The organism is Vibrio owensii (genome assembly GCF_002021755.1).
In the GTDB taxonomy this organism is placed as follows: domain Bacteria; phylum Pseudomonadota; class Gammaproteobacteria; order Enterobacterales; family Vibrionaceae; genus Vibrio; species Vibrio owensii.
Genome location: NZ_CP019959.1, coordinates 3,036,546 through 3,058,996, shown reverse-complemented (window position 1 = coordinate 3,058,996; position 22,451 = coordinate 3,036,546). Strand labels below are relative to the sequence as shown.

Sequence of the window (22,451 nt, the reverse complement as noted above, 5' to 3'; positions counted from 1 at the left end):
CTACGGGCTCAAACTCCGTAGCGAAACAAGATTAGAAACAAAAAGTTAAGTAGGAAAACCATGAAGGCATTTTCAGAAATTCTCCAAAGACGCGACTGGGAAAACCCGCAATCAGTGAACATTCACTGTCTTAAGGCTCACAGCCCTCTTTCCAGTTTCCGCGATATTGACCATGCCCGCGACGGTATTCAAGCCCAGCGCCAATCGCTGAACGGACAATGGAAATTCAAACTGTTTGATACGCCAGAGCAAGTTGACGGCGAGTTCATCGAGTCACAATTCAATGACAAAGACTGGGATGAGATTACTGTCCCTTCAAACTGGCAAATGCAAGGTTACGACAAGCCTATCTACGCCAACGTGAAATACCCATTCGAAGTAAACCCGCCGTTTGTACCAAGTGATAACCCAACGGGTTGCTACCGCACTACCGTGTCACTTTCAACAGAAGATTTAGCCAATACGCAGCGCATTATCTTTGATGGCGTGAACTCGGCTTTCCACCTTTGGTGTAACGGCACTTGGGTTGGCTACAGCCAAGATAGCCGCCTGCCTTCCGAATTCGACCTAACACCTTACCTTGTTGCGGGTGACAACAGCCTAGCCGTCATGGTGATTCGTTGGAGTGATGGCAGTTACCTAGAAGACCAAGATATGTGGTGGCTAAGTGGTATCTTCCGCGACGTGACTTTGCTATCTAAACCACAACACTGCATTGAAGATGTGTTCATCACACCGGATTTAGACGCGTGTTACCGCGATGGTTCACTGTCGGTTGTGACTTCGATTTCTGCGCCTGACACCTACCAAATTCAAGTGCAGCTGTTTGATGGCGAACAAGCCGTGACAGAGCCACGCATCGACCGTCCGCACAACCGTCGCATTGACGAACGTGGCACGTGGGATGACGTGGTATTCCAAACATTGCACGTATGCGAACCAAAGAAATGGACGGCGGAAACACCGAACCTTTACCGCTTAGTCGTTTCACTGTTGGATGAAAATGGCACGCACTTAGAAAGCGAAGCGTACCATGTGGGCTTCCGTAAAGTCGAAATCACCGATGGCCAATTGAAGCTAAACGGTAAGCCTTTGCTGATCCGCGGCGTGAACCGTCACGAACATCACCCAGAGCTTGGTCATGTGATGACGGAAGAAGACATGATCCGCGACATCTGCTTGATGAAACAATACAACTTCAATGCGGTACGTACGGCGCACTACCCGAACCACCCTCGTTGGTACGAACTGTGTGACCAATACGGCTTGTACGTGTGTGATGAAGCAAACATCGAAACGCATGGCATGCAGCCAATGAACCGCCTATCGAGCGATCCACAATGGGCACACGCTTACATGAGCCGCTACACCCAAATGGTGATGCGCGATAAGAACCACCCTTCGATCATCATCTGGTCTTTAGGTAACGAATCCGGTCACGGCAGCAACCACAATGCGATGTACGCTTGGTCTAAAAACTACGATCCTTCTCGCCCAGTGCAATACGAAGGCGGCGGTTCAAACACCACAGCAACCGACATCATTGCGCCAATGTACGCGCGTGTGAATACGGTCATTGAAGACGAAGCCGTGCCTAAATGGGCAATCAAGAAATGGGTGTCGTTACCAAACGAAACACGTCCTCTGATTTTGTGTGAATACGCACACGCAATGGGCAACAGTCTGGGTAGCTTTAATGACTACTGGGATACGTTCCGCGATTACCCTCGCCTACAAGGTGGCTTTATTTGGGATTGGGTCGATCAAGGCTTGAGCCAATGGGATAAAAACGGCCAACACTTCTGGGCTTACGGTGGCGACTTTGGTGATGAAATCAATGACCGTCAGTTCTGCATCAACGGTTTGATCTTCCCAGATCGCACGGTTCATCCAACGTTGGAAGAAGCAAAATACTGCCAACGCATGATCACCGTGTCACTGCAAGAGCAAACCAAAGACGCTTGTACACTGTTAGTGACTAACGAGAACTTGTTCCGCGCGACCGATAACGAGCAATTGAACTGGTCTCTGTTGGAAGATGGCAAAGTCATCCAAACGGGTTCATTGGCGTTTAACGTAGAAGCCGACAGCCAAGCAAGTATTGAGATTGCCCTTAACTTCACGCCGAAAGCGGAAGCGCAATATCACTTAAATACCGACATTACTTTGATTGCTGCAACGCCTTGGGCAGACGCAGAACACGTCGTTGCTTCTGAGCAAATGTCACTACGCAATACAGCAGGCCTTGTTCTACCTACATTGGAAACGCAACCGGCGCCAATGCTAACGCAGCAAGACAATGCCATTTTGGTGTCTAGCGTGGATGAAAAACATCAATGGCGTTGGGATAGCCAAACTGGCTTGATGACCGATTGGCGTGTCGATGGTGAAGCACAAATGCTTGCAGCACCACAAGATAACTTCTTCCGTGCGCCACTGGATAACGACATCGGTGTAAGCGAAATCGACAACGTCGATCCAAACGCTTGGATGTGTCGTTGGGACATGGCGGGTATCGGCCAGTGGGAGCGCCAATGTGTCGCTTGCCACAGTGAAACCTTAGCGCACGCAGTGAAAGTGACTTCGACGTTCGCTTACCACTTTAATGGTGAAGTACAGGCGATCACGACTTGGACGCACACCCTGAGCAACAACGGTGAGATGGCATTGGCTGTCGACGTGAAGCTGGCTGATGATTTACCACCAATGCCACGCATCGGTTTGGAACTTGAACTGCCATTGAACGAGCAAAACGCTCCGATCACATGGCAAGGCTTAGGTCCGTTTGAAAACTACCCAGACCGTTTGGCAGCGGCGCGCTTCGGCCAGCACACACAAACACTTGAGCAAATGCACACACCATACATTTTCCCAACCGACAGCGGTCTGCGCTGTGGTACGCAATGGTTGAAGGTGAATGAGTTAGAAATCTCGGGTGACTTCCAGTTCAGTGTGAGTCAGTACGCTCAGCAGCACTTAGCAGCAGCGAAACACACCAATGATTTGGTCGCAGAAGAGAAGATTTACGTGCGCCTAGATCATAAACACATGGGCGTTGGCGGTGATGACTCTTGGAGCCCAAGTGTGCACAAGGAATTCCAGTTAACGGACAATCAATACGCTTACAAAGTGACGTTTAAACCCGCTCAGTAATCGATTGATACCCTAAACAAAAAAACACGTCAGTGTGGCTTAATCCCCAAGTTTCGGCTTGGGGATTTTTTATTTGTGCAAAAGTTTTATGCCTGTCTTATTGAGCCAGTTTTCCGTAGATGTAAGCCAGCTCTGCCACGGTTTTCGCCGAGAACTTTTTCAACAGACTTGCGCGATGTACTTCCACTGTTCGCATCGCAATACACAACTCATCGGCAATGCGAATATTGCGCTTACCCGCGATGATCAAACGCAGAATGTCTTTCTCTCTTGGCGTCAGCGATTCATACGCCGCTTTCGCTCCCGCGATATCCAGATTCGCTGCAGATTGAACTTGGCCTTTCAAAATCGCTTGTGCCAGCTCATCCCCTTTTACTGGCTTTTGGAAAAAATTCACCGCGCCAGCTTGCAGCGCATCCACCGCCATTGGCACATCGCCATGTCCGGTTAAGTAAATCACTGCCAATGGACTTTTGGCTTCATTGAGAATTTGATGCACTTGTTGGCCACGCAAATTGGGCATTCGGCTATCCAGAATTACACAACCTGCTTGATGGATATCCACGCCATCAAGAAATGCCTGTCCATCGGCAAACGTCGTCACAGAGAAGTCATGTTCTTCGAGCATAAACGCCAACGAATCTCGCACCGACTCATCATCGTCGACCACAAATACGGGCAGTTGCTTATCACTCATTCACTTCTCCTGTGTTTCTTTTTGTTTGTTCTTCGTCGTTGCGTTTTGTATTGGCGGTTTTCATGGTTTGGTACGGCAAGGTTAATACCACCAAACAACCGTGTGGCTGAGTAGATCGGATAACGAATTCACCACCATGCATCTCCATCACATCACGACAGATCGCCAAGCCCAGCCCTAATCCTTCCTGTTTTGTACTCACAAAGGCGGCGGTTGGGTTCTCATGCTCCAAGCCCGTACCGTTATCCAACACTCGAATCGACATACTTTGGGCTTGATAATCCGTGTGAAGCGCAATTTTGCCTTGATAATTATTAGGGTGATTTTCTGCGTACATCACACAAGCATCTATCGAGTTGTTCATCACGTTCACCAACACTTGCTGCAGACCTACGGCATCAGCTTCGACCAGTTGAGGTTGTCCTTCGGTGCTGCGAACCACTTCAATGCCTTGCTTCTGCAAGCGGAAATTCAGCAGCTCAACCGTATCAGAGATCAGTTGCTCCACATCGCATGCCGCCATGTCGACACTGCGCTTTTTAATTAAGGTTCGCAATCGACAAACGATCGCATCGGCACGTTCTACTTGGGTCTGGATCTTTTCTAATACTGGCACGATATCTTCATGAGGACGCTTCTTAGCTAATCGTAACAAACCACCTTCGCTGTAGTTTCGGATCGCCGCTAAAGGTTGGTTTATCTCGTGCGCAAGACTGCTGCCTAATTCGCCCACAATGGCCACTCGTTGTGAGTGCTCTAGCATTTCGCTCTTCTCTTTTAAACGCAGTAAGGTTTTCTCTAGCGCTTGTTTACTCTTGCTGAAACGATACTCCAGCCAGAAGTGGTAAATGTTCAACACAATCACAAACAGAAATAACGCCCACGCCCATTCTTGATGGAAACGCAGCCAGCGTAGCGCCTCTTTCCACCAAGGTTGCTGCAGTGGGTGCAAGTCCATCGCTTGGTAGAGTTTATCTATCGACAACAAGCTGACTGGTGATGTCCAACCGGATGCTTTAGCTGCAATCGCAGCGGGATTATCGGCAGGCATCGCAAGTAAAGCTCGACTGATCTTCTTGGCTAATTGGGACGATCCACGCTCCGTTTTCGCAAAGGACCAATTTGGATACAGGGGCGTCGACACTGCACACTCGGTTTGAGGAAGTTTAAGCGGACTTAAAACCCGCAGTTGCCCCTCTTCCAATAGTCCTTCGCCTTCCATTTGCTCAACCAAACAAGCTGGAACCACCGCGGCTTCCACATTGTGATCACGCAGTTGGTAGAGGTTGGCATCAATTGGGAAACCCAAAAAGCGCACGTCCGAGAAGAAGTCATTCGGATCTAACCCTTTCTCTATCACTTGATAACGCAATGTGAGGTAACCACCAAAGGCTTTCTCTGACACCGCTGCAATCGGCAAACCGGACACATCATTGAGTGTGGAATAAGGCGAATCAGAACGCACCACCAACGCCGACCCAATGCCGTAATTGGAGTTTTCTGGCGCTTGGCTGGTCAACGTCGCTATCCAAGACAGCGCGTACTGACGCCCCAAGCGCACTGCTTGTCCGGGGTTAGTGAGAATGAAGTCCATGCTTTGGTTTTCGACTGCTTTGGTCATGCCATCGAGATCTAGCGGATGGAGAACAAACCGGACTTCAGGGATCTGTTGATTGAGCCAGTAAATCGTCGGTTGCCAACGCTGCTCCGCATATAAATGGCCACGTATGGCTAGCACCCCCACATCGACTTGCGGTTTAAAGAAAGCGCTGGAATCTAATGTCTGCGTTGGTGCTGCATGAGCAAAAGAAATCGTGAGGCAGCCGAGCATAAGACTGATAAAAACAATCCATAAGCGAATGAAGTTTAGCGATTTTTTCAGCATGAATTGTTTCTTAATCCTCGGTATTGGGAGCATCAGAATAACAGCAACATAGCGGAATCCACATTTGTTTTAGATCAACTTTGCTCTCGGTATGTGGAAATCCACTATATCGGCAAACGGCTGCAATTCTGACAATGAAAACAAACTCTAATCAATCTTAGCAGGTGAGTTATGGATTCCACCAAACGCCGTTTTCTCAGTGCCGTTACCGCAGGCGCTGCGCTGATTCCGATCGCCGGAATTGGCACAGCCACAGCAGGCACAGTGATCAGAAACAACAATGAACCCGACCGAAAAGGCCAAGTCGGTAAACGCTACGCCATGGTTGTCGATTTGCGTAAATGCGTTGGCTGTCAGGCGTGTACCGTCGGTTGCAGCATCGAGAACCAAGCCCCTATTGGCCAGTTCCGAACCACAGTAAAACAATACGAAGTCACCCTCGATGATGGCTCAACCGCAACGGAAGAAGTGAAATCTTTCATGCTGCCGCGCTTGTGTAACCACTGTGATAACCCGCCGTGTGTGGCTGTTTGTCCGGTGCAAGCCACCTTCCAACGAGAAGACGGCATCGTGATGGTCGATAACAGTCGCTGCGTGGCGTGCGCTTACTGTGTTCAAGCCTGCCCTTACGATGCGCGCTTCATTAACGAAGAGACCCTAACTGCGGACAAATGTACTTTCTGCGCACATCGCCTTGAAGAAGGTTTGCTGCCGGCTTGTGTGGAAACGTGCGTCGGTGGTGCTCGCGTGATTGGTGACATCAACGATCCGAACAGCGAAGTTCGCCGCCTGATGACAGAGCACCAAGACGACATCAAGGTGCTTAAACCAAACGAAGACACCAAACCTCACGTGTTCTACATCGGCATGAATGAACGCTTCACTCAACACATTGAAGGTCAGCCTGCGATTTACGATCCACAAGGAGAAAAAGCATGAACATAACCGAAGTGCTCGTACAGCCTCAGGCCATCGCTTGGCTTCCGTGGGCAGTGCAATATTTCTTCTACATCGGCTCAGCTTATGCGGCGGCTATTTTGTTCTTAATCGCGCTGTTGTTTGAATCTCACACTAGCCATCGTCTGCGCGCCGCCTTGGTGCTGACTCTGGCGATTGGCGCAATCGTTGGCCCGCTCGCGTTAACAGGCGATCTCCACCAGCCGGGACGCGCGTGGCATTTCTACGCACACCTAACGCCATGGTCTTGGATGTCATTAGGTTCGTTGTTCTTACCTCTGTTCTCCGGCTTGGCAGTGGCAACGGCATGGCTATATCTGCGTAATGATTTGATCAACCTTGAAAACCAACCGGGTAAGGTATTTCCGCTACTTGCGAAGCTCTCGCTAGGTCGTTGGAAAACCAACCGTAAGCTGATGATGGCAGCGTCGATTGTGACGGTCTTATCTGGCCTCACCATCGCGCTATACACTGGCGCAGAGATTGCGATCGTGAAATCTCGTTCGTTGTGGCATCAACCTGCATCACCTGTGCTTTGGTTTGTGACTGCGTTTATTGGCGCGGTCGGCTTTACCCTACTTATTTGGCTTTTGATTCCATCGAAGTCGGACCGTCTGACCTTCGGAGATACTCGTTTACTGCGCCAGACTACCGCAATTAGTGGCGCATTATCGCTTTTGTTGATTCCTATCTGGGCTTCTAACAATGCCAGTTCATCCCTTTACGCTTCTCCATTATGGGTACAGCACATCGCATTACTAACGTCTTTGCTGCTGGGTAGCGTGCTGCTTGCTCTGTTTACACTGCGTGATACCAATCGTCACTTCATTCGAGTGTTATTCATGTCTGGGATGGCACTGACCACAGCATGGACGGTTCGTTGGATCACCATGATGGAAGTACAAACCATCGCTAAGTTTGATGTTGGCCCATATCCATATGGCTTGCCAATTGGCAGTAATGGTCTGCTCGGCATCATCGGCATGTTTGGACTGTGGATTGCGCTGGCATTACTTGGTTCCGAACTGATTCAACCAAAGCGTGAATCTACATCTTCAACCCTAACTCAACACTGATCTAAGAGGATTTCATTATGGATAACAAACGCCGTCAGTTTTTGAAATCTGGCCTTGCAGTGGGCGGGCTTGGAGCCTTTGCTGCGGGCTACGCAACCACCACAAAACACATGGTAGAAGGTGCTATTCACGGCACTGCGGGTGAGAAAACCCGTGATATTCACCACGGCAACTCACTGGAGCCCGAATACAAGGTGAACGACAAGGGCAACTTAATCCCGAATCCAAATCAGCGTGTTGCGCCATCAATGTGTTTTGGTTGTTGGAGCTTATGTGGCTTGCGCGTTCGTATCGACAATCGTAACGACGAGATCCTGCGCATTTCGGGCAACCCATACCATCCTTTATCACATCAGCAGCACATTCCATTTGAGACGCCTGTAAAAGACGCTTACTTGAGCTTGGCGGGTGAAAACGGTTTAGAGGGCCGTTCCACAGCGTGTGCTCGCGGTAACGGCATGATGGAAATTCGTAATAGCCCCTATCGTATAACCCAACCACTGAAGCGTGTGGGCAAACGTGGTGAAGGCAAATGGGAACCAATCAGCTACGAGCAATTGGTGGACGAAGTCGTCAACGGTGGCGATCTGTTTGGCGAAGGTCATGTTGATGGTTTGAAAGACATTCGTGACCTCACGGCGCCCGTTGATCCGCAAAACCCAGAATACGGCCCGAAAGCCAACCAACTGTTGATGACCAACGCCGGTAACGAAGGCCGTGACGACATCTTCAAACGTTTTGCTTTTAATAGCTTTGGTACGCGTAACTTCGGTCATCATGGTTCTTATTGTGGCTACGCTTTTCGTGCTGGCAGCGGCGCGTTTATGAATGATTTGGATAAGAACGCCCACTTAAAGCCGGACTTCGATAATGCCGAATACGTTATTTTCATTGGCATGTCACCAGCACAAGCGGGGAACCCGTTCAAACGTCAGGCTCGTCAGCTAGCCAAAGCGCGCACCGAAGGCAAACTGGAATACACCATTATCACGCCGAGCTTGCCAGCAGGTTCATCCAGCCTTGCTGCGGGTGATAACAACCATTGGATGCCTATCAAACCAGGCACCGATTCTGCCTTGGTTCTTGGCATGATTCAGTGGATTATCGCCAACGAACGCTACAACAAAACCTTCCTTGCGCAGCCAGGAGCAACGGCGATGCAAAGAGCGGGCACGGCACATTGGTGTAATGCCACTCACCTTGTGATCAGCGATGAATCTCACCCACGTCACGGGCACTTCTTGCGTGCATCTGAAATGGGTATGCCATTTGAAGGGGAAGCACTATCAGAGACAGATCCATACGTGATTGTCGATGCGCAAAGCGGCGAATTGAGTGTACACAAGCAGGCGGGTGAAGCATCGTTGTTTGTCGACCAAGATGTAGAGCTGGCATCTGGTATCGTTCGCGTTAAGTCATCATTGCAACGTTTGAAAGAAGAGGCGTTTAAATACGATCTGGGCTTCTACAGCGAACAATGTGAGATCCCCGTGGATCAAATCATCGCGCTAGCAAAACGCTTTACCAGTCATGGCACTAAAGCGGTGGTTGATACTCACGGCGGCAACATGCACACCAACGGCTTCTACAACGCCTTCACCATCATGATGCTTAATGCTCTGATTGGTAACATCAACATGAAAGGCGGCGCAATGGCGAAAGCGGGTGGTTATCCGACATCTGCGGCAGGCCCTCGCTACGACTTCACTCAATTTGAAGGCAAAGTGGGACCAAAAGGCGTGTTCCTTTCGCGCAGCAAATTCCCTTACCAAAAAACCAGCGAATACAAACGTCGCGTGGAGGCGGGAGAATCCCCTTACCCGACTCGTGCACCTTGGTATCCGTTTGCAGCGCCTTTACTTACTGAGCATCTCTCGGCAGCGATCGATGGTTATCCATACCGAGTGAAAGCGTGGATCAACCATATGGCGAACCCAATCTATGGTGTGCCGGGTTTAAAAACGCTGCTTGAAGACAAGCTAAAAGATCCAAAGCAGCTTGGTTTGATTGTTTCTGTCGATGCCTTCATCAACGAGACCACTGCACTATCGGACTACATCGTGCCAGATACTGTCACTTACGAAAGCTGGGGCATGGCATCACCTTGGCATGATGTTCCAGTAAAAGCAGTGACGGCTCGCTGGCCAATCGTGGAAGCGCGCACAGAAAAAACCGCCGATGGTCGCAGTATTTGTCTGGAGAACTTCCTGATTGATATCGCCAAAAAGATGCAACTGGGTGGCTTTGGTGACAACGCCATCAAAGACACGCAAGGTCGTTTACACGGTATTCACTCTGCTGAAGACTTCTATCTTCGCTCAGCAGCCAATCTTGCCTACGTGAAAGGTGGCGTTCCGGAAGTGAGTGCAGAAGACATTGCTTGGTCTGGCCTTGAGCGCCTACTGCCAAGCATGCAAAAAGCGCTAACACCAGATGAGATGAAGCGCGTGGCGTACATTTTTGCTCGCGGTGGTCGTTTTGAAAACGCCACAGAAGCCTACAAAGGTAAGCAAATGAAGTACAAGTGGACACGTCCTGTTGCGATTTGGAACGAGCGTGTTGGCAGTGCAAGAAACACCATGACAGGCGAGTTCTACAGTGGCTGTCCGACTTGGCATCCACAAAAGCTCGCAGATGGCACACCACTTGAGACTCAGTACCCGAAAGCCGAGTGGCCATTCAACCTGACCAACTTTAAATCGAACATTCACAGCGCGGTATCCAATTTGTCACCACGCTTGAACTCGATTAAAGGCGTTAACCCTGTTTACATCCATCCAACGGATGCCGCTGCGGCTGGTATTCAAACTGGCGATCATTTCGTGATTGAAACACCGGGTGCGAGCACCACAGCACTTGCAATGGTCATGTCTGGTATTCGCCAAGGAACGCTCGGTTTTGAACATGGCTTTGGCCACACAGAGTTAGGTCAGCGTGCGCACTGGATTGGTGATAAACAACAACCAGTCAAGACCCGCGGCCATGATGGCGTCAATATCAACGACATAGGTTTAATTGACCCTACTCGTGAAGGTAAAGGTGTGATGCTGGATTGGGTGGTTGGTGCTGCGGCTCGTCAATCTCTGCCTGCGAAGATTCGCAAAGCGTAGCGATTCAGCCACCATTCATTTGTTAGGCTTCTTCCCTTTTAGGGTGGAAGCCTTTTTTATTTCTACAGCAAGCCGCAATGCCTCTCCACAGGATTTATGTGGATTTCCACAATAGCCACAACTAATAACAATACTCACAATAATGCGCTCAAATAATAATCAAATGTGAGTCAGCATGTTTCGTAACTTATCTTTGGCTGCGCTTTGCCTGAGTGCCGCCTCTTTCGCAGCTTATTCTGCCCCACTCCCCGAACACGGTGAGATCTGTACCGGATGCCATGGTGTCGACGGTAAAGGCCAAGCAGGTATCGCACCTATGCTTGCCGGACTGAATGCCGACTATATGGAAAGTCAGCTCGAGCTCTTCTCGAACGACAAGCGCCACAATGTCATCATGAAAGGCATGGCCGATGAGCTTAGCGACCCAGCACTTCGTGCAGAAGTTCTGCAATATTTTGCTCAATTGCCGACTTGGGAATTTACCGACCTTGAGCAGCGCGGTGATCAAGCGGATATCAGTAATCCTTATCGAAAATTGGTTTATCAAGGAGACTGGGATAGAAACATTCCCGCTTGTTCAACTTGCCACGGCGCAAGTGGTATGGGCGTAGATAAATTTCCCCGTCTTGCGAGCCAACAAGCCGATTACTTACAAAACCAACTTCATGCTTGGAAGAACGGCACTCGTAGCGGTGACCCGCTCAATATGATGGGCAGCATTGCGAAAAAGCTCACCGATAAAGAAATCGAAAACCTGTCTTACTACTTCGCTTCTTTGCGTTATGAGGAGTCGAAATGAAACTGATTTATTCCCTGCTGCTTGCAAGCATCTCAACCCTTGCACACGCGAGTGATGCAGCAAACCATGAACTGCCAGATCGCCAAACCGAATTGCCAGCGGTACAAAAGCACGCTGACACACAGTACCTTAAACCTCGTGATTTAAGCACCATCGAAAACGACGAATTTGGTCAGAAAGTAAAATACGGCTACTCACTGTTTGTGAACTCACAGCAAATGCGTGGGCGTTATGTGGGTAACGAACAAAACTGTGTGAATTGCCATATGGAAGCCGGACGTAAAGCCAACGCCGCGCCTCTATGGGCTGCTTATATGGCCTACCCTGCTTATCGCAAAAAGAACGACAAAGTAAACAGTTACGCCGACCGCATTCAAGGCTGTTTCACCTATTCGATGAACGGTAAGCCACCAGCAAAAGACTCAAAGGAATTAGAGGCGCTCAGCGCTTATGCCTACTGGTTAGCAATGGGAGGCTTGTTGGATCAATACGGTATGCAAGGTGAGCCAGTTCCTGCCATCAGCACTGAACAATTATTAACGGGCGGTAAAGCAGAAGACTTTCCGTTGCCGGAAAAAATCGCTAACGCCTTACCTGCGGAGAAACGTGGCAACCTAGCAGGCCGTGGCTACCCAAAAATAGATAATCCTGAGCTTGAGCCTTCACCAGAGCGTGGCGCGCAAGTTTACGTCGACAACTGCGCGGCCTGTCATGGAGAAAGTGGTCAAGGTATTCACGATAAAAACGGCCGCTCTTACATTCCACCTTTGTGGGGCGAATACGCTTACAACTGGGGAGCGGGCATGCACCGCATCAACACCGCGGCTTACTTCATCTACGAGAACATGCCTTTAGGCAAAAGCGTCCAATTGAGTAAGCAAGATGCATGGGATGTCGCGGCTTACATCAACAGCCACGAACGACCACAAGACCCTCGCCACAAAGGTGATTTACAAGCGAACGCAGCGAAGTACCACAACCACCAAGGATACTACGGCAAAGAAGTGAATGGTCATGTGTTAGGCAGCAAAGCCTTCCCACCAACGACGGTTGATTAAGGCGTAACTTCAATTCGACTAAAAGCGTGTTCACCTGAGCACGCTTTTTTGTTTTAAAACCTTGATACACCGCCACTATTCTCAATTGGGTGTTTGAGTTCATCCGCTGTGCATTGTTAAATGAAGCAAATTTCAGATCCTGAGTTCCCTATGGCTACCATCAAAGACGTCGCAAAAGAAGCTGGCGTATCCATTGCAACCGCATCTCGCGTCATCAATGACGCCCCACACACCAGTGAATCCGCGATTGTCGCCGTCAAAGAAGCAATGAAGAAACTAGGCTATCGGCCGAATGCCAATGCGCGCGCACTGGTCAGTAAATCGTCCAACGCGATCGGGGTATTGGTGAACGATGTTTCTGCGCCCTTTTTTGGCACCATGGTCAAAGCCATCGACACCATAGCCAGTGAACAAGAGAAACAGCTCCTGATTGGTAGCGGCTATCATGATGCCGTGAAAGAGCGCAACGCGATCAACTTGCTGATCAACAGCCGCTGTGAATCTTTGGTCGTGCACAGCAAAGGCATGACAGATGCCGAGTTAACCACGCTTGCAAATGAAATTCCAGGAATGGTGCTGATCAACCGTATCGTGCCAGACATCGCTTCACGCTGTATTGCTTTGGATAACCGCAAAGGCTCTTACATTGCCACTGAGCATTTGATTCGCAATGGACACGAACACATCGGCTATATCTGCTCAGGCCATGATATAGAAGACGCAAGAGATCGTCGCGACGGTTATCTTGATGCTCTGAGAGATAACGGCATCAAGATTCGCGAGGAATACATCGAATACGGCGAGCCAGATGAAACCGGCGGCGAGCAAGCTATGGTGAACTTGATGGCGAAGAACACGCCCATCACCGCTGTTGCCACCTACAATGACTACATGGCTGCAGGCTGTATGACCTTGCTACAGGAAAATGGCATCCGTATTCCTGAAGACATGTCAGTGATTGGATTCGATGATGGTCATATCGCGCGCTACATTTACCCTCGCCTCACGACCATTCGCTACCCAATTCAAGTCATGGCAAACGAGGCGGTGAAACTCTCACTTCAGTTGGTCAATAACGAAGAAACAGAACGTACGGAACACAAATTGTTCATGCCAATTCTGGTCAGACGCTCTTCCGTTGGCAGCATCAAATAAAGCTCAAACCAGCCTGTGTGGCTGGTTTTTTCTTTTAAACAGGTAAGAAGCTTGTAAAACATTCCCGCAAAAACAAGCGCATATCGATAAAAAGGGTTATTCTTAGTTATTAAAAGTACGAAATAATAACTGAATGAGCACTCAACCTAATTCACGTCAATTGATCTCCTGTGAGGAGTGTGGCTTGGTCGTTCGTGTCCCGGACATCGAACAAGGTCAAAAAGCCCAGTGTCCTCGCTGTGAGCATGCGTTAACCAAAGTCAATGCGAAACCGTATCAAAGCGTTATTGCTGTGTCGGTGGCTTGCCTGATCACCTTGGTTTTAAGTGTCTCCTTCCCATTCATGTCATTCAGTGTTCAAGGCCTTTCCCAAGAGATCACCTTGATGCATGCCGCTAAAATGCTGGCTGAGTTTCATAACGCCCTATTAGGTGCATTGCTGCTAGCAACGGTGTTGGTGCTTCCGGCCATTTATGTAGGCTTGATCCTCTTTCTTCACCTTGAAGCGCTAAAATCACTCAAGCACCCGTTAGGGAAGAAACAAACTCGCATGGCAAAATCGCTGTGTCGCATCTTATTCCGAGTCGAACCTTGGCTTATGGTCGATGTGTTCTTAATTGGCGTTTTGGTAAGTTTAATTAAGATCGCCTCACTGGCTGAGATTGGCATGGGCAGTTCATTCTGGGCATTCTGTGTTTACACCATCTTGGTTGTGAAGTGCATTTCGATGGTCGATAAGAGTTGGCTGTGGGGACACTTCATTCCTGCAATTGAGCTGCCGAATGTGAAAGAAGGTGATACGCATCACAATGAAAACCACATTGGTTGCCACACCTGCCATCAGCTCAACCCTATTGAAGACAAAAAGCATCAGAAATGTATCCGTTGTGGCAGCCCGGTTCATAAGTACAACCCGCAAGATAATATCCAGAAAGCGTGGGCGCTCTTGTTTGCCTCGATCATTTTCTACATTCCCGCCAACCTTTATCCAATGATGTACACCGTGAGCCTTGGTCACTCAGAGGGATCGACGATTATGGAAGGTGTGATTCTTCTGTGGAAGTTAGGCTCCTATCCGATTGCTGCGGTCATCTTCTTTGCGAGTGTGTTTATTCCGATGGCTAAAATGCTCGCACTTGCATGGCTGTATTACAACGCCCAAAAAGCCCAGTACTTACCGCCGGAAGAAAGTATTTCACGTTTAAAAATCTACCGAATCACTGAGTTCATCGGCCGTTGGTCAATGATTGATATTTTTGTGGTCGCAATTTTGGTTGCACTGGTGCAATTGCAAAACTTAATGGCGATCTATCCTGGCCCTGCAGCACTCTCCTTCGCTGCGGTGGTAATTTTCACCATGCTCTCTGCAATGATTTTTGACTCGCGTTTGTTGTGGCAAAAGCCGCAAAACGAAGCGCAGGAGCCAATGACTAATAACTTAACTGAGAAAGCCAAATATGAGTGATGAGAACAAGACAACCGCTCAAATAAAACCGCAAAAGCAGGTCTCTGCGATTTGGATCATCCCGATCCTTGCGTTAGCGATGGGAGCGTGGATGTTGTTCCAATACATCAACAGTACCGGTCCAGAGATCACGCTGAAGCTACCAACTGCAGAAGGCATTGAAGTCGGCAAAACCGAGATTAAAGCACTGAACGTGAAAGTTGGGGTGATCACCGACGTCAAGCTTAGCGAAGACTACGACCACATCATTGCAACAGCGCAAATGAACAAAGATGCCAAACGCATGCTGCGTGAAGACTCTATGTTCTGGGTTGTAAAACCGCGCATCGGCCGTGAAGGTGTCTCTGGTCTAGAAACCTTGTTGTCCGGTGCGTACATCCAGCTTCAACCGGGTAACTCTCAGGTTGAGAAAGAACGCTTTGATGTGCTTGATGTGCCACCAGTGGCCTCTCCAGATGCAGAAGGTTTGCGCATTGTTCTGACTCACAAAGAAGCGGGCAAACTTGGGGTTGGTGATCCCGTGATCTACAAAGGCTTTACGGTAGGTCGAGTTGAAACGACGAGCTTCGATGTCGACACTCGCCGCGCTTTATACCAATTGTTTATCTTCAAACCATACGACAGCCTAGTACGTACCAAAACCCATTTCTGGTTAAGCTCTGGTGTCGATTTACAGCTCAATGCAGAAGGCTTTGAAGTGAAATTTGGCTCACTAGAAAGTATGATTACTGGCGGGGTCACCTTTGACACTATTTCTGGTATTGGCGATGGCGATGAAATCAAAGAAGACATGACACACTTCCGTCTGTTCGATGATGTGAAACAAGTGCGCGAAGGCATGTACGATGACTACATTCAATTCGTAATGATGTTTGAAGAATCGGTACGTGGTCTAAAACGCAAAGCACCCGTGGAATATCGTGGCCTTCGTATCGGTACGGTAATGAAAGTGCCAATGCGTATGCCAACGCCGGAAGAAGATTTCTCTGCGAAGAAGATTCCGGTCCTAGTACGTATCGAATTGGGTCGCGTGTACAACAACCTACCCGCAGACAAATTGCCGCTGTTCAAAGAAAAGCTGACAGAAGAGTTTGCTAAAGGGCTTCGCGGTACACTGAAAACCGGTAACTTACTAACGGGCGCGCTGTACATCGACACCGACTTCTACCCAGATGAAGACCCGTACGTGCCGAGCAAATTCGAAGACTTTGACGTGTTCCCGACCAAACAAGGTGGCTTTGCTCAGGTTCAGCGCCAAGTGAATGACTTCCTAACCAAGCTAAATAGCTTACCAATGGAAGACACGTTGAACTCACTTAACAGAACACTGAAGAACTCAGAAAAGACGCTGGCTTCGGCAGAGCGTGTTGCAAGCAGTGTGGATCGTCTCCTCAACCAAGACGACACCAAAGCGATTCCTGCGGATATTCGCAAGAGCCTAGAGCAACTTCAAAGAACGTTGGATGGCTACGGTCCAAACTCCACCATGTACAGCGAAATGGAATCAACACTGAAAGAGCTTGAAAAAGTAATGACTGAGTTCAAACCAGTGTTGAAACAATTGAATGAAAAACCAAACTCATTGGTGTTTGGTGAAGATGAAGTAAGCGATCCAATTCCAGCGAGAGGGCAAAAATAATGAAACGCGGACTTTTATTGATTTCTGCCCTACTGGCAGGTTGTAGTAGCGCTCCTGAAGACACAGGCGCTTTGTATGTCTTACCGGAAGCAAGCTCAGCCAAAGTAAGCGATACCATGATTGCACAACGCCCACTACTTGTGGTTCGCCCAGTTGAATTGGCAAGCTACCTTGCCGACAGTGGCATTGTGTATCGCGCTTCAGAGACTCAGATCATCCAAGCGAAGCATAATCAGTGGGCGCACAGTATCTCTGAGCAAATCACGACACGTGTAATCGACGAACTGCGTAGCAAGCAAAGCCAATACTGGCCGGTAGAAGTAAATAACCTGCTCGACCAGAGTGATGAGAGCAAGCTTCAATTGTCGTTAAGTAAGTTCAACGGCAGTTATGAAGGCAACGCTGAAATCGAAGGTGAATGGCTCCTTGTTGATGCTAGCGGCAAAGTGAAGACCAGCGCACCGGTCAAAATCAGCATGCCTTTACAAGATGAAGGCTACGATGCGCTTGTCGATGCACTATCGGTAGGTTTGAACAATCTGACAGATCAAATCGCCGCTCAGCTATAACACTCCTCGCCCATTCAGTTCTCTGAGTGGGCGACTTTTTCTCCCCTTGTTTTCCCGATACACTGTAAACCTGCCCTTTTAGTGAGTGATAAAGAATGAAAGACATGCGACAAGCGTTGCTCGATGCCGGATTGCATTTGATCAATGAACACGGCTTTGCTGGTGTGGGCTTAATGAAGATCATTAACGAAGCAGAAGGTACTAAAGGGTCGTTTTATCACTACTTCAAATCAAAAGAACACTTTGGTGCGATTTTGCTGCACGACTACTTTGAAACGCACCTTGAGCGTCTCGAACGCTTTTTGAGTGACGAGTCCAAAGCGCCAAGCGAACGCGTGCAAGCTTACTTTGATGATTGGTGCGTCGTTAAGTTGACCGAAGACTTTCGTATTCAATGCTTGGTAGTCAAACTCGCTGGTGAAGTTTCTGGTCACGACACTGAAATGCAAAGTGAAATGGCTGTTGGCACTAAGAAAATGATTGAGAAAATGACGGCTTTCTTTGAGCGCAGCAATCAAGAAGGCACGCTTAGTTTGTCTGCACCGGAACAAACAGCAAAAACACTGTTTAGCTTGTGGTTGGGTTATACCTTGCTTGCGGCAATGCAAAAAGATCGCGCAATTTTAGATGATGCGATGCAAACCACCGTCAAGCTGCTAAACGAGTAAGCAGAACCTCTCACATACTCGGTAAAACACAGCGCAGCACATATATCGAGAGAAACCATCAAGATAAAGACAACAAAGCCAGCATTTCGCTGGCTTTATGTTTATTAGATAGGTAATGCTAGTTCCCGACCCCACCGACGGTTTCTGCAGGTGTTTCTGGCGTCACTGGAGGCCACTTCTTGAAGGTTTCCAAATGCTGTTGAACAGCGGCTTGGGCAGGACCAAAGGCCCACATTTTCTGCCCCATCCATTTTAAGTACATACCGGACTCTTCTTCCGCTCGCTCATAAGGATCTTGGCGTAGGTTGAATAACAGTGGCGCATTCAACTCTTCTTTCGGACCACTCCAACCATGGTTTTGTACCACAAAATGCGCTTTCCAGTCCCCCACACGAACGGCTTGCAGTTTATCGCGCTCGTAGTAAAAGATTTCATTGCGATTAGATTTGCCGTTGTTGGTTAGCATCTCCATTTGGTTGTAGCCATCAAGGTGTGCTTTGTGGCCTTTGTAACCTTTCAGCATTTGCTGTTTTAAATCAGCAGGACCACCAGCAGCTTCAACCAACGTCGGCAGTAGATCCATCCCATCAAACATACCGTTGCTGATTTTATTTGCTGGGATTTTTTCAGGCCAACTGATCAAGAAAGGCGCTCTAACCCCACCCTCCCATGTTGTTCCTTTCTCACCATGGAATGGCGTCATACCACCGTCTGGCCATGTCATGATCTCAGGCCCATTATCGGCGGTGAAGATCACTATGGTGTTGTCAGCAACGCCGAGCTCTTCAAGCTTCGCAAGCATTTCTCCAACGTGATCATCGAGGTCTTTCATTACGACCTCTTGCAATCCCCACCCGTTAGTACCAAGCATCGCCTCATATTTCGGAGAGAGATGCGTCCATACATGGCCTCGTGATGGGCAGTACCAAGTAAAGAAAGGTTTTTCGGCCTTCACCGCACGCTCAATAAAATCGATCGCATGCTTGTTGACCTCATCATCAAGAGTACGCATTCGCTCAATGGTGAGAGCGCCATCATCTTTAATCGACTGACCACCTTTTCCATCGGCTTTCGCATGAATGACATTACGTGGCGCAAACTTTTGGAAAGCTTCATCCTTCGGCCAATCAGGATCTTCGGTGTATTCCATTGCGTTTAGGTGGTAAAGCCAGCCCCAATACTCGTCAAAGCCGTGCATAGTTGGAAGAAACTCATCGCGGTCACCTAAATGGTTTTTACCAAACTGCCCCGTGACGTAGCCAAGCTCTTTAAGTAACTCAGGTAGAGTTGGCGTATTTTGGTTAAGCCCAACAGGACCACCTGGTAGGCCGACAGTGTGCATGCCTGTTCTTACCGGTAATTGCCCAGTTAAAAAAGCAGAACGCCCAGCAGTACAAGATGGCTGGGCGTAATAATCGGTAAGTAACATGCCTTTTTCAGCAATGCTATCGATGTTTGGCGTCTGGCTGCTCATCAACCCACGGTGATAAGCGCTGACGTTAGATACACCAATATCATCAGTAAATATCACGAAGATATTGGGTTGGTCCTGCGCTGCAGTTGCAGCGAAGGACATCAATGAAGCCAATCCTAGCGCTATACGACGAAGTATCCCTTTCATAGATTTTCCTTATGCTGTTTGCTCTTCTTTTCTGATCATCTTCAGCCCCACCAAGCCAAAGCCGAACTCCAAAAATAGATACACGACTAACAACCAATGCGGCATTCCGTCTACTAGCAAACTCAAGAGCCTTCCCATCGCTAAGCCCCACATAAAAATGACCAAGCTATACAGTGCAGGTAGACGATATTTGGTGCTCATCGCCCCCATTACCCAAAACATAGCGAGCGCTAAATACAATCCCATGACCGCTCGGAAAATGTGGCTAACGTTCACCGAGGATGCATCAATCCCAAATAAAAATGAGAGCGAGTCAACTGGTGAAAAACCATAAGAAAGTGCAATTGGGGTAAGACCTGCCGCAGCTAAGAGAAGAAAAATACTTTGAATTTTCATGACGTCTCCTGATTCGCTGTTTCACATACAGCGTAGTTAAATTAACAAATTAAACAAGTTGCATAATTAATGCATTTTTAAATGAAGCTTGATTAAGCCAGCGTGTCTTTAAGCAAACATCAATAAAGGCGCCAAAATACACAAACCGGATAGCAGGACGTTTTCGATTTTCATCTGGGATTCTCCGTCAAATGTCATTCCATCGACGTTGAATGTTGAACGCGTTACCACGCTCTTCGATGGTCAAAGAATACACAATACAAACCGGTCGGTCTAGAGTTATTTACAAAAAAGATCTTAGCTCGATCATAGAGAATCGGTATCACGCTGAATTGAAAAGAAAGTTATCCATAAACCTGAGATTTTGAATTACTGCAATCCATGCTCTACGCTAATTTTGTGCAATTCATTTAATAACGATTACAAACACGGACGTTGATATGGCTAAGATGACCTTCCCTTCTATCGCCCTTATTTCCTCGCTTGCAGTGGCGCCAAACGCAATAGCAGAAGATACGCAATCCCCATCAAGCAACTGGCAACACAGTGTCGAGATCTACATGCTCGCCTTAAATATCAATGGTGATACCACCATGGGTAACTTCTCTTCCAGTCTCGATGTCGATCCAAAGTTCATCATGGATCATCTCGATATTGGCGCTATGGCAAGACTTGAAGGGGTATATCAAAACAAATGGGGTTACTACATCGATTACAGTTTTATGGACCTCAGTGGTGACGTAAATAACCTGTCAGGTATTCTCCCTAATGTCAGTTATCGTGCTGATTTGGAGATCCGTCAGGGCGTTCTCGAAGCAAAAGCATTTCAGCGTGAAACCTACTCCTTCGGCATGATCGATTACATGTTTGGCTTACGTTGGTGGGATAACGACATCAAGGGCAAGGTTTACCGCAACGATAACCGCATTCTGGTGGATAGGCTCAACATCAAAGAAGACTGGGTTGATTTTCTAATGGGTGTTCGATGGATCAATGACCTAACCAAAGATTGGCGCTTTCATGCCAGCTTAGATGCCGGTTTAGGTAAAGACACCAACTTTACCTATGCGACCCAATTTGGTTTGCGTTACCACATTAATGATTGGTCAGACGTTAACCTCGCTTACAAATCCACTTGGGTTGATTACGTAAACGAAGGAACCTTTGAATACGATACCGCCTCGCACGGTTTCTTAATCGGTCTTGGTTTTTACTTTTAATCACTTTAGGGCGAAGTGTTTCGGCACTTCGTACCGGATTCTCCTAAGCTAATAAGAACGAGTGTCATAAGGTGTTGCTTAGATGAACAAATCGGAAGTTATCTGGCCGGATTATTATCATCCCAAACATTCCCACATTCATGTGCGTAGCCAAATCGAAATCCCCGAGCCTCCCGAGGTTGTTTGGCAGCACTTAGTTCGTGCTCATGAATGGCCTGCGTGGCGAGACGGAAAAACCATGGTGCAGATCCTAAGTGGTGACAGCACATTGTGCAAAAACACCATGTTTCGTTGGAAAGCCTCTTGGCTAGACTTCCATTGTACGGTTGTCGAATACACACAGCATCAGCGCTTGGCTTGGAAAGGGAAAAAAGGCGGCGTTGATATGTATCACGCGTGGGTGTTGGAACCAACCAAAACCGGTTGCAGTATTGTCACCGAAAGCACGCAACGTGGTGGCATGACTTGGCTTACCAAATACTTCGCACCAAAAAGGTTGAGAAAATACCATCTCAAATGGCTAGAAGAGTTATGTCGTCAGTCTCATGGTCACTGCGGCAAATAAGCACCAATGCCCACCGCCTACCGACGGATATGTACAATAAATGCTCCCTCCCTGATCTCAATCATATTTGAGACACATTGCATGAGATACCCTTAGCGAAAACTATAAAACCCAATCATATGACCCCATGGTCAATAGATAAGGCGCTTGAGCAGCAATGTCGATTAACATTTCAGATCTAACCACCGCATTAAGCAAGGTGGAGCACATCCACAAAGTTCAATTGGAAAACGTGCATCAGTTTTTTAAGTCTAACGAAACTTTCTCGGTAAAAGCCTTTAGCCAAATTGTGGCGACGGACTCTATTGATGAACGCTTTAAAGCTATCGACAAAGAATTTGCTTTGTTGGGCGATGCTAAAACTTACCTGCTAGAGGCTTCTTACTTGGTTGCTTAAGAACAAAGCCAACTAAAGTAA

At 48.1% G+C, this 22,451-nt stretch carries 18 protein-coding genes; 14 read left to right on the top strand and 4 right to left on the bottom strand.

Going from position 1 to position 22,451, the window contains the following annotated elements; genetic code table 11:
- Positions 1–60 precede the first annotated feature (60 nt).
- Complete coding sequence (locus A9237_RS14080; RefSeq protein ID WP_078608407.1) at positions 61–3,153, top strand: beta-galactosidase; 3,093 nt, start codon at positions 61–63, stop codon at positions 3,151–3,153.
- Between the two features lie 97 nt (positions 3,154–3,250).
- Here the strand turns inward: A9237_RS14080 and A9237_RS14075 are convergent, their stop codons facing one another.
- Positions 3,251–3,850, bottom strand: coding sequence for a response regulator transcription factor (locus A9237_RS14075; RefSeq protein WP_005438923.1), 600 nt, complete (start codon positions 3,848–3,850; stop codon positions 3,251–3,253).
- Entirely contained in the window at positions 3,843–5,735 is a 1,893-nt protein-coding gene (locus A9237_RS14070; RefSeq protein ID WP_078608406.1) for a sensor histidine kinase, read from the bottom strand. Before A9237_RS14070 ends, A9237_RS14075 begins: the two co-directional genes overlap by 8 nt.
- A gap of 171 nt (positions 5,736–5,906) precedes the next feature.
- On the opposite strand from A9237_RS14070, the gene dsrO reads away from it, so the two are divergent.
- From dsrO to A9237_RS14020, 10 genes are all read left to right on the top strand, one after another.
- The gene (gene dsrO / locus A9237_RS14065) at positions 5,907–6,674 is read left to right on the top strand and encodes a sulfate reduction electron transfer complex DsrMKJOP subunit DsrO (protein WP_009706991.1); all 768 of its coding nucleotides are present in this window, start codon (positions 5,907–5,909) and stop codon (positions 6,672–6,674) included.
- Positions 6,671–7,768 (top strand): NrfD/PsrC family molybdoenzyme membrane anchor subunit, encoded by a 1,098-nt coding sequence (gene nrfD, locus A9237_RS14060; RefSeq protein ID WP_078608405.1) that lies wholly within the window; start codon positions 6,671–6,673, stop codon positions 7,766–7,768. Before dsrO ends, nrfD begins: the two co-directional genes overlap by 4 nt.
- A gap of 17 nt (positions 7,769–7,785) precedes the next feature.
- A complete protein-coding gene (locus A9237_RS14055) occupies positions 7,786–10,878 on the top strand; it encodes a tetrathionate reductase subunit A (RefSeq protein WP_078608404.1) in 3,093 nt (1,030 codons plus the stop codon).
- A gap of 175 nt (positions 10,879–11,053) precedes the next feature.
- Entirely contained in the window at positions 11,054–11,677 is a 624-nt protein-coding gene (locus A9237_RS14050) for a c-type cytochrome (protein ID WP_078608403.1), read from the top strand.
- Positions 11,674–12,735 (top strand): c-type cytochrome, encoded by a 1,062-nt coding sequence (locus A9237_RS14045; RefSeq protein ID WP_078608402.1) that lies wholly within the window; start codon positions 11,674–11,676, stop codon positions 12,733–12,735. The genes A9237_RS14050 and A9237_RS14045 overlap by 4 nt, the downstream gene beginning before the upstream one ends.
- 150 nt (positions 12,736–12,885) lie before the next feature.
- Positions 12,886–13,890 (top strand): substrate-binding domain-containing protein, encoded by a 1,005-nt coding sequence (locus A9237_RS14040; RefSeq protein WP_009706997.1) that lies wholly within the window; start codon positions 12,886–12,888, stop codon positions 13,888–13,890.
- Positions 13,891–14,023: 133 nt separating this feature from the next.
- Entirely contained in the window at positions 14,024–15,355 is a 1,332-nt protein-coding gene (locus tag A9237_RS14035; protein ID WP_078608401.1) for a paraquat-inducible protein A, read from the top strand.
- Entirely contained in the window at positions 15,348–16,994 is a 1,647-nt protein-coding gene (pqiB, locus tag A9237_RS14030) for an intermembrane transport protein PqiB (RefSeq protein WP_020197188.1), read from the top strand. Before A9237_RS14035 ends, pqiB begins: the two co-directional genes overlap by 8 nt.
- Entirely contained in the window at positions 16,994–17,563 is a 570-nt protein-coding gene (locus A9237_RS14025; protein ID WP_078608400.1) for a PqiC family protein, read from the top strand. Before pqiB ends, A9237_RS14025 begins: the two co-directional genes overlap by 1 nt.
- Before the next feature lie 95 nt (positions 17,564–17,658).
- Positions 17,659–18,231 carry a TetR/AcrR family transcriptional regulator gene (locus A9237_RS14020; RefSeq protein ID WP_078608399.1) on the top strand — a complete coding sequence of 191 codons (573 nt, stop codon included), beginning with the start codon at positions 17,659–17,661 and terminating at the stop codon, positions 18,229–18,231.
- Positions 18,232–18,349: 118 nt separating this feature from the next.
- Here A9237_RS14020 and A9237_RS14015 read toward each other — a convergent pair whose 3' ends face one another.
- Both A9237_RS14015 and A9237_RS14010 read right to left on the bottom strand, forming a co-directional pair.
- Positions 18,350–19,852, bottom strand: a complete 1,503-nt coding sequence (locus A9237_RS14015) for an arylsulfatase (RefSeq protein WP_078608398.1) — start codon at positions 19,850–19,852, stop codon at positions 18,350–18,352.
- A gap of 9 nt (positions 19,853–19,861) precedes the next feature.
- Complete coding sequence (locus A9237_RS14010) at positions 19,862–20,248, bottom strand: DUF4345 domain-containing protein (RefSeq protein WP_020197185.1); 387 nt, start codon at positions 20,246–20,248, stop codon at positions 19,862–19,864.
- A 440-nt stretch (positions 20,249–20,688) separates the two neighbouring features.
- Between A9237_RS14010 and A9237_RS14005 the strand changes: the two genes are divergently transcribed.
- From A9237_RS14005 to A9237_RS13995, 3 genes are all read left to right on the top strand, one after another.
- Entirely contained in the window at positions 20,689–21,468 is a 780-nt protein-coding gene (locus tag A9237_RS14005; RefSeq protein WP_078608397.1) for a hypothetical protein, read from the top strand.
- Positions 21,469–21,550: 82 nt separating this feature from the next.
- On the top strand, positions 21,551–22,033 hold the full coding sequence (locus A9237_RS14000; RefSeq protein WP_005438955.1) for an SRPBCC domain-containing protein: 483 nt from the start codon (positions 21,551–21,553) through the stop codon (positions 22,031–22,033).
- A 157-nt stretch (positions 22,034–22,190) separates the two neighbouring features.
- On the top strand, positions 22,191–22,430 hold the full coding sequence (locus tag A9237_RS13995) for a hypothetical protein (protein WP_020197184.1): 240 nt from the start codon (positions 22,191–22,193) through the stop codon (positions 22,428–22,430).
- Positions 22,431–22,451 lie beyond the last annotated feature (21 nt).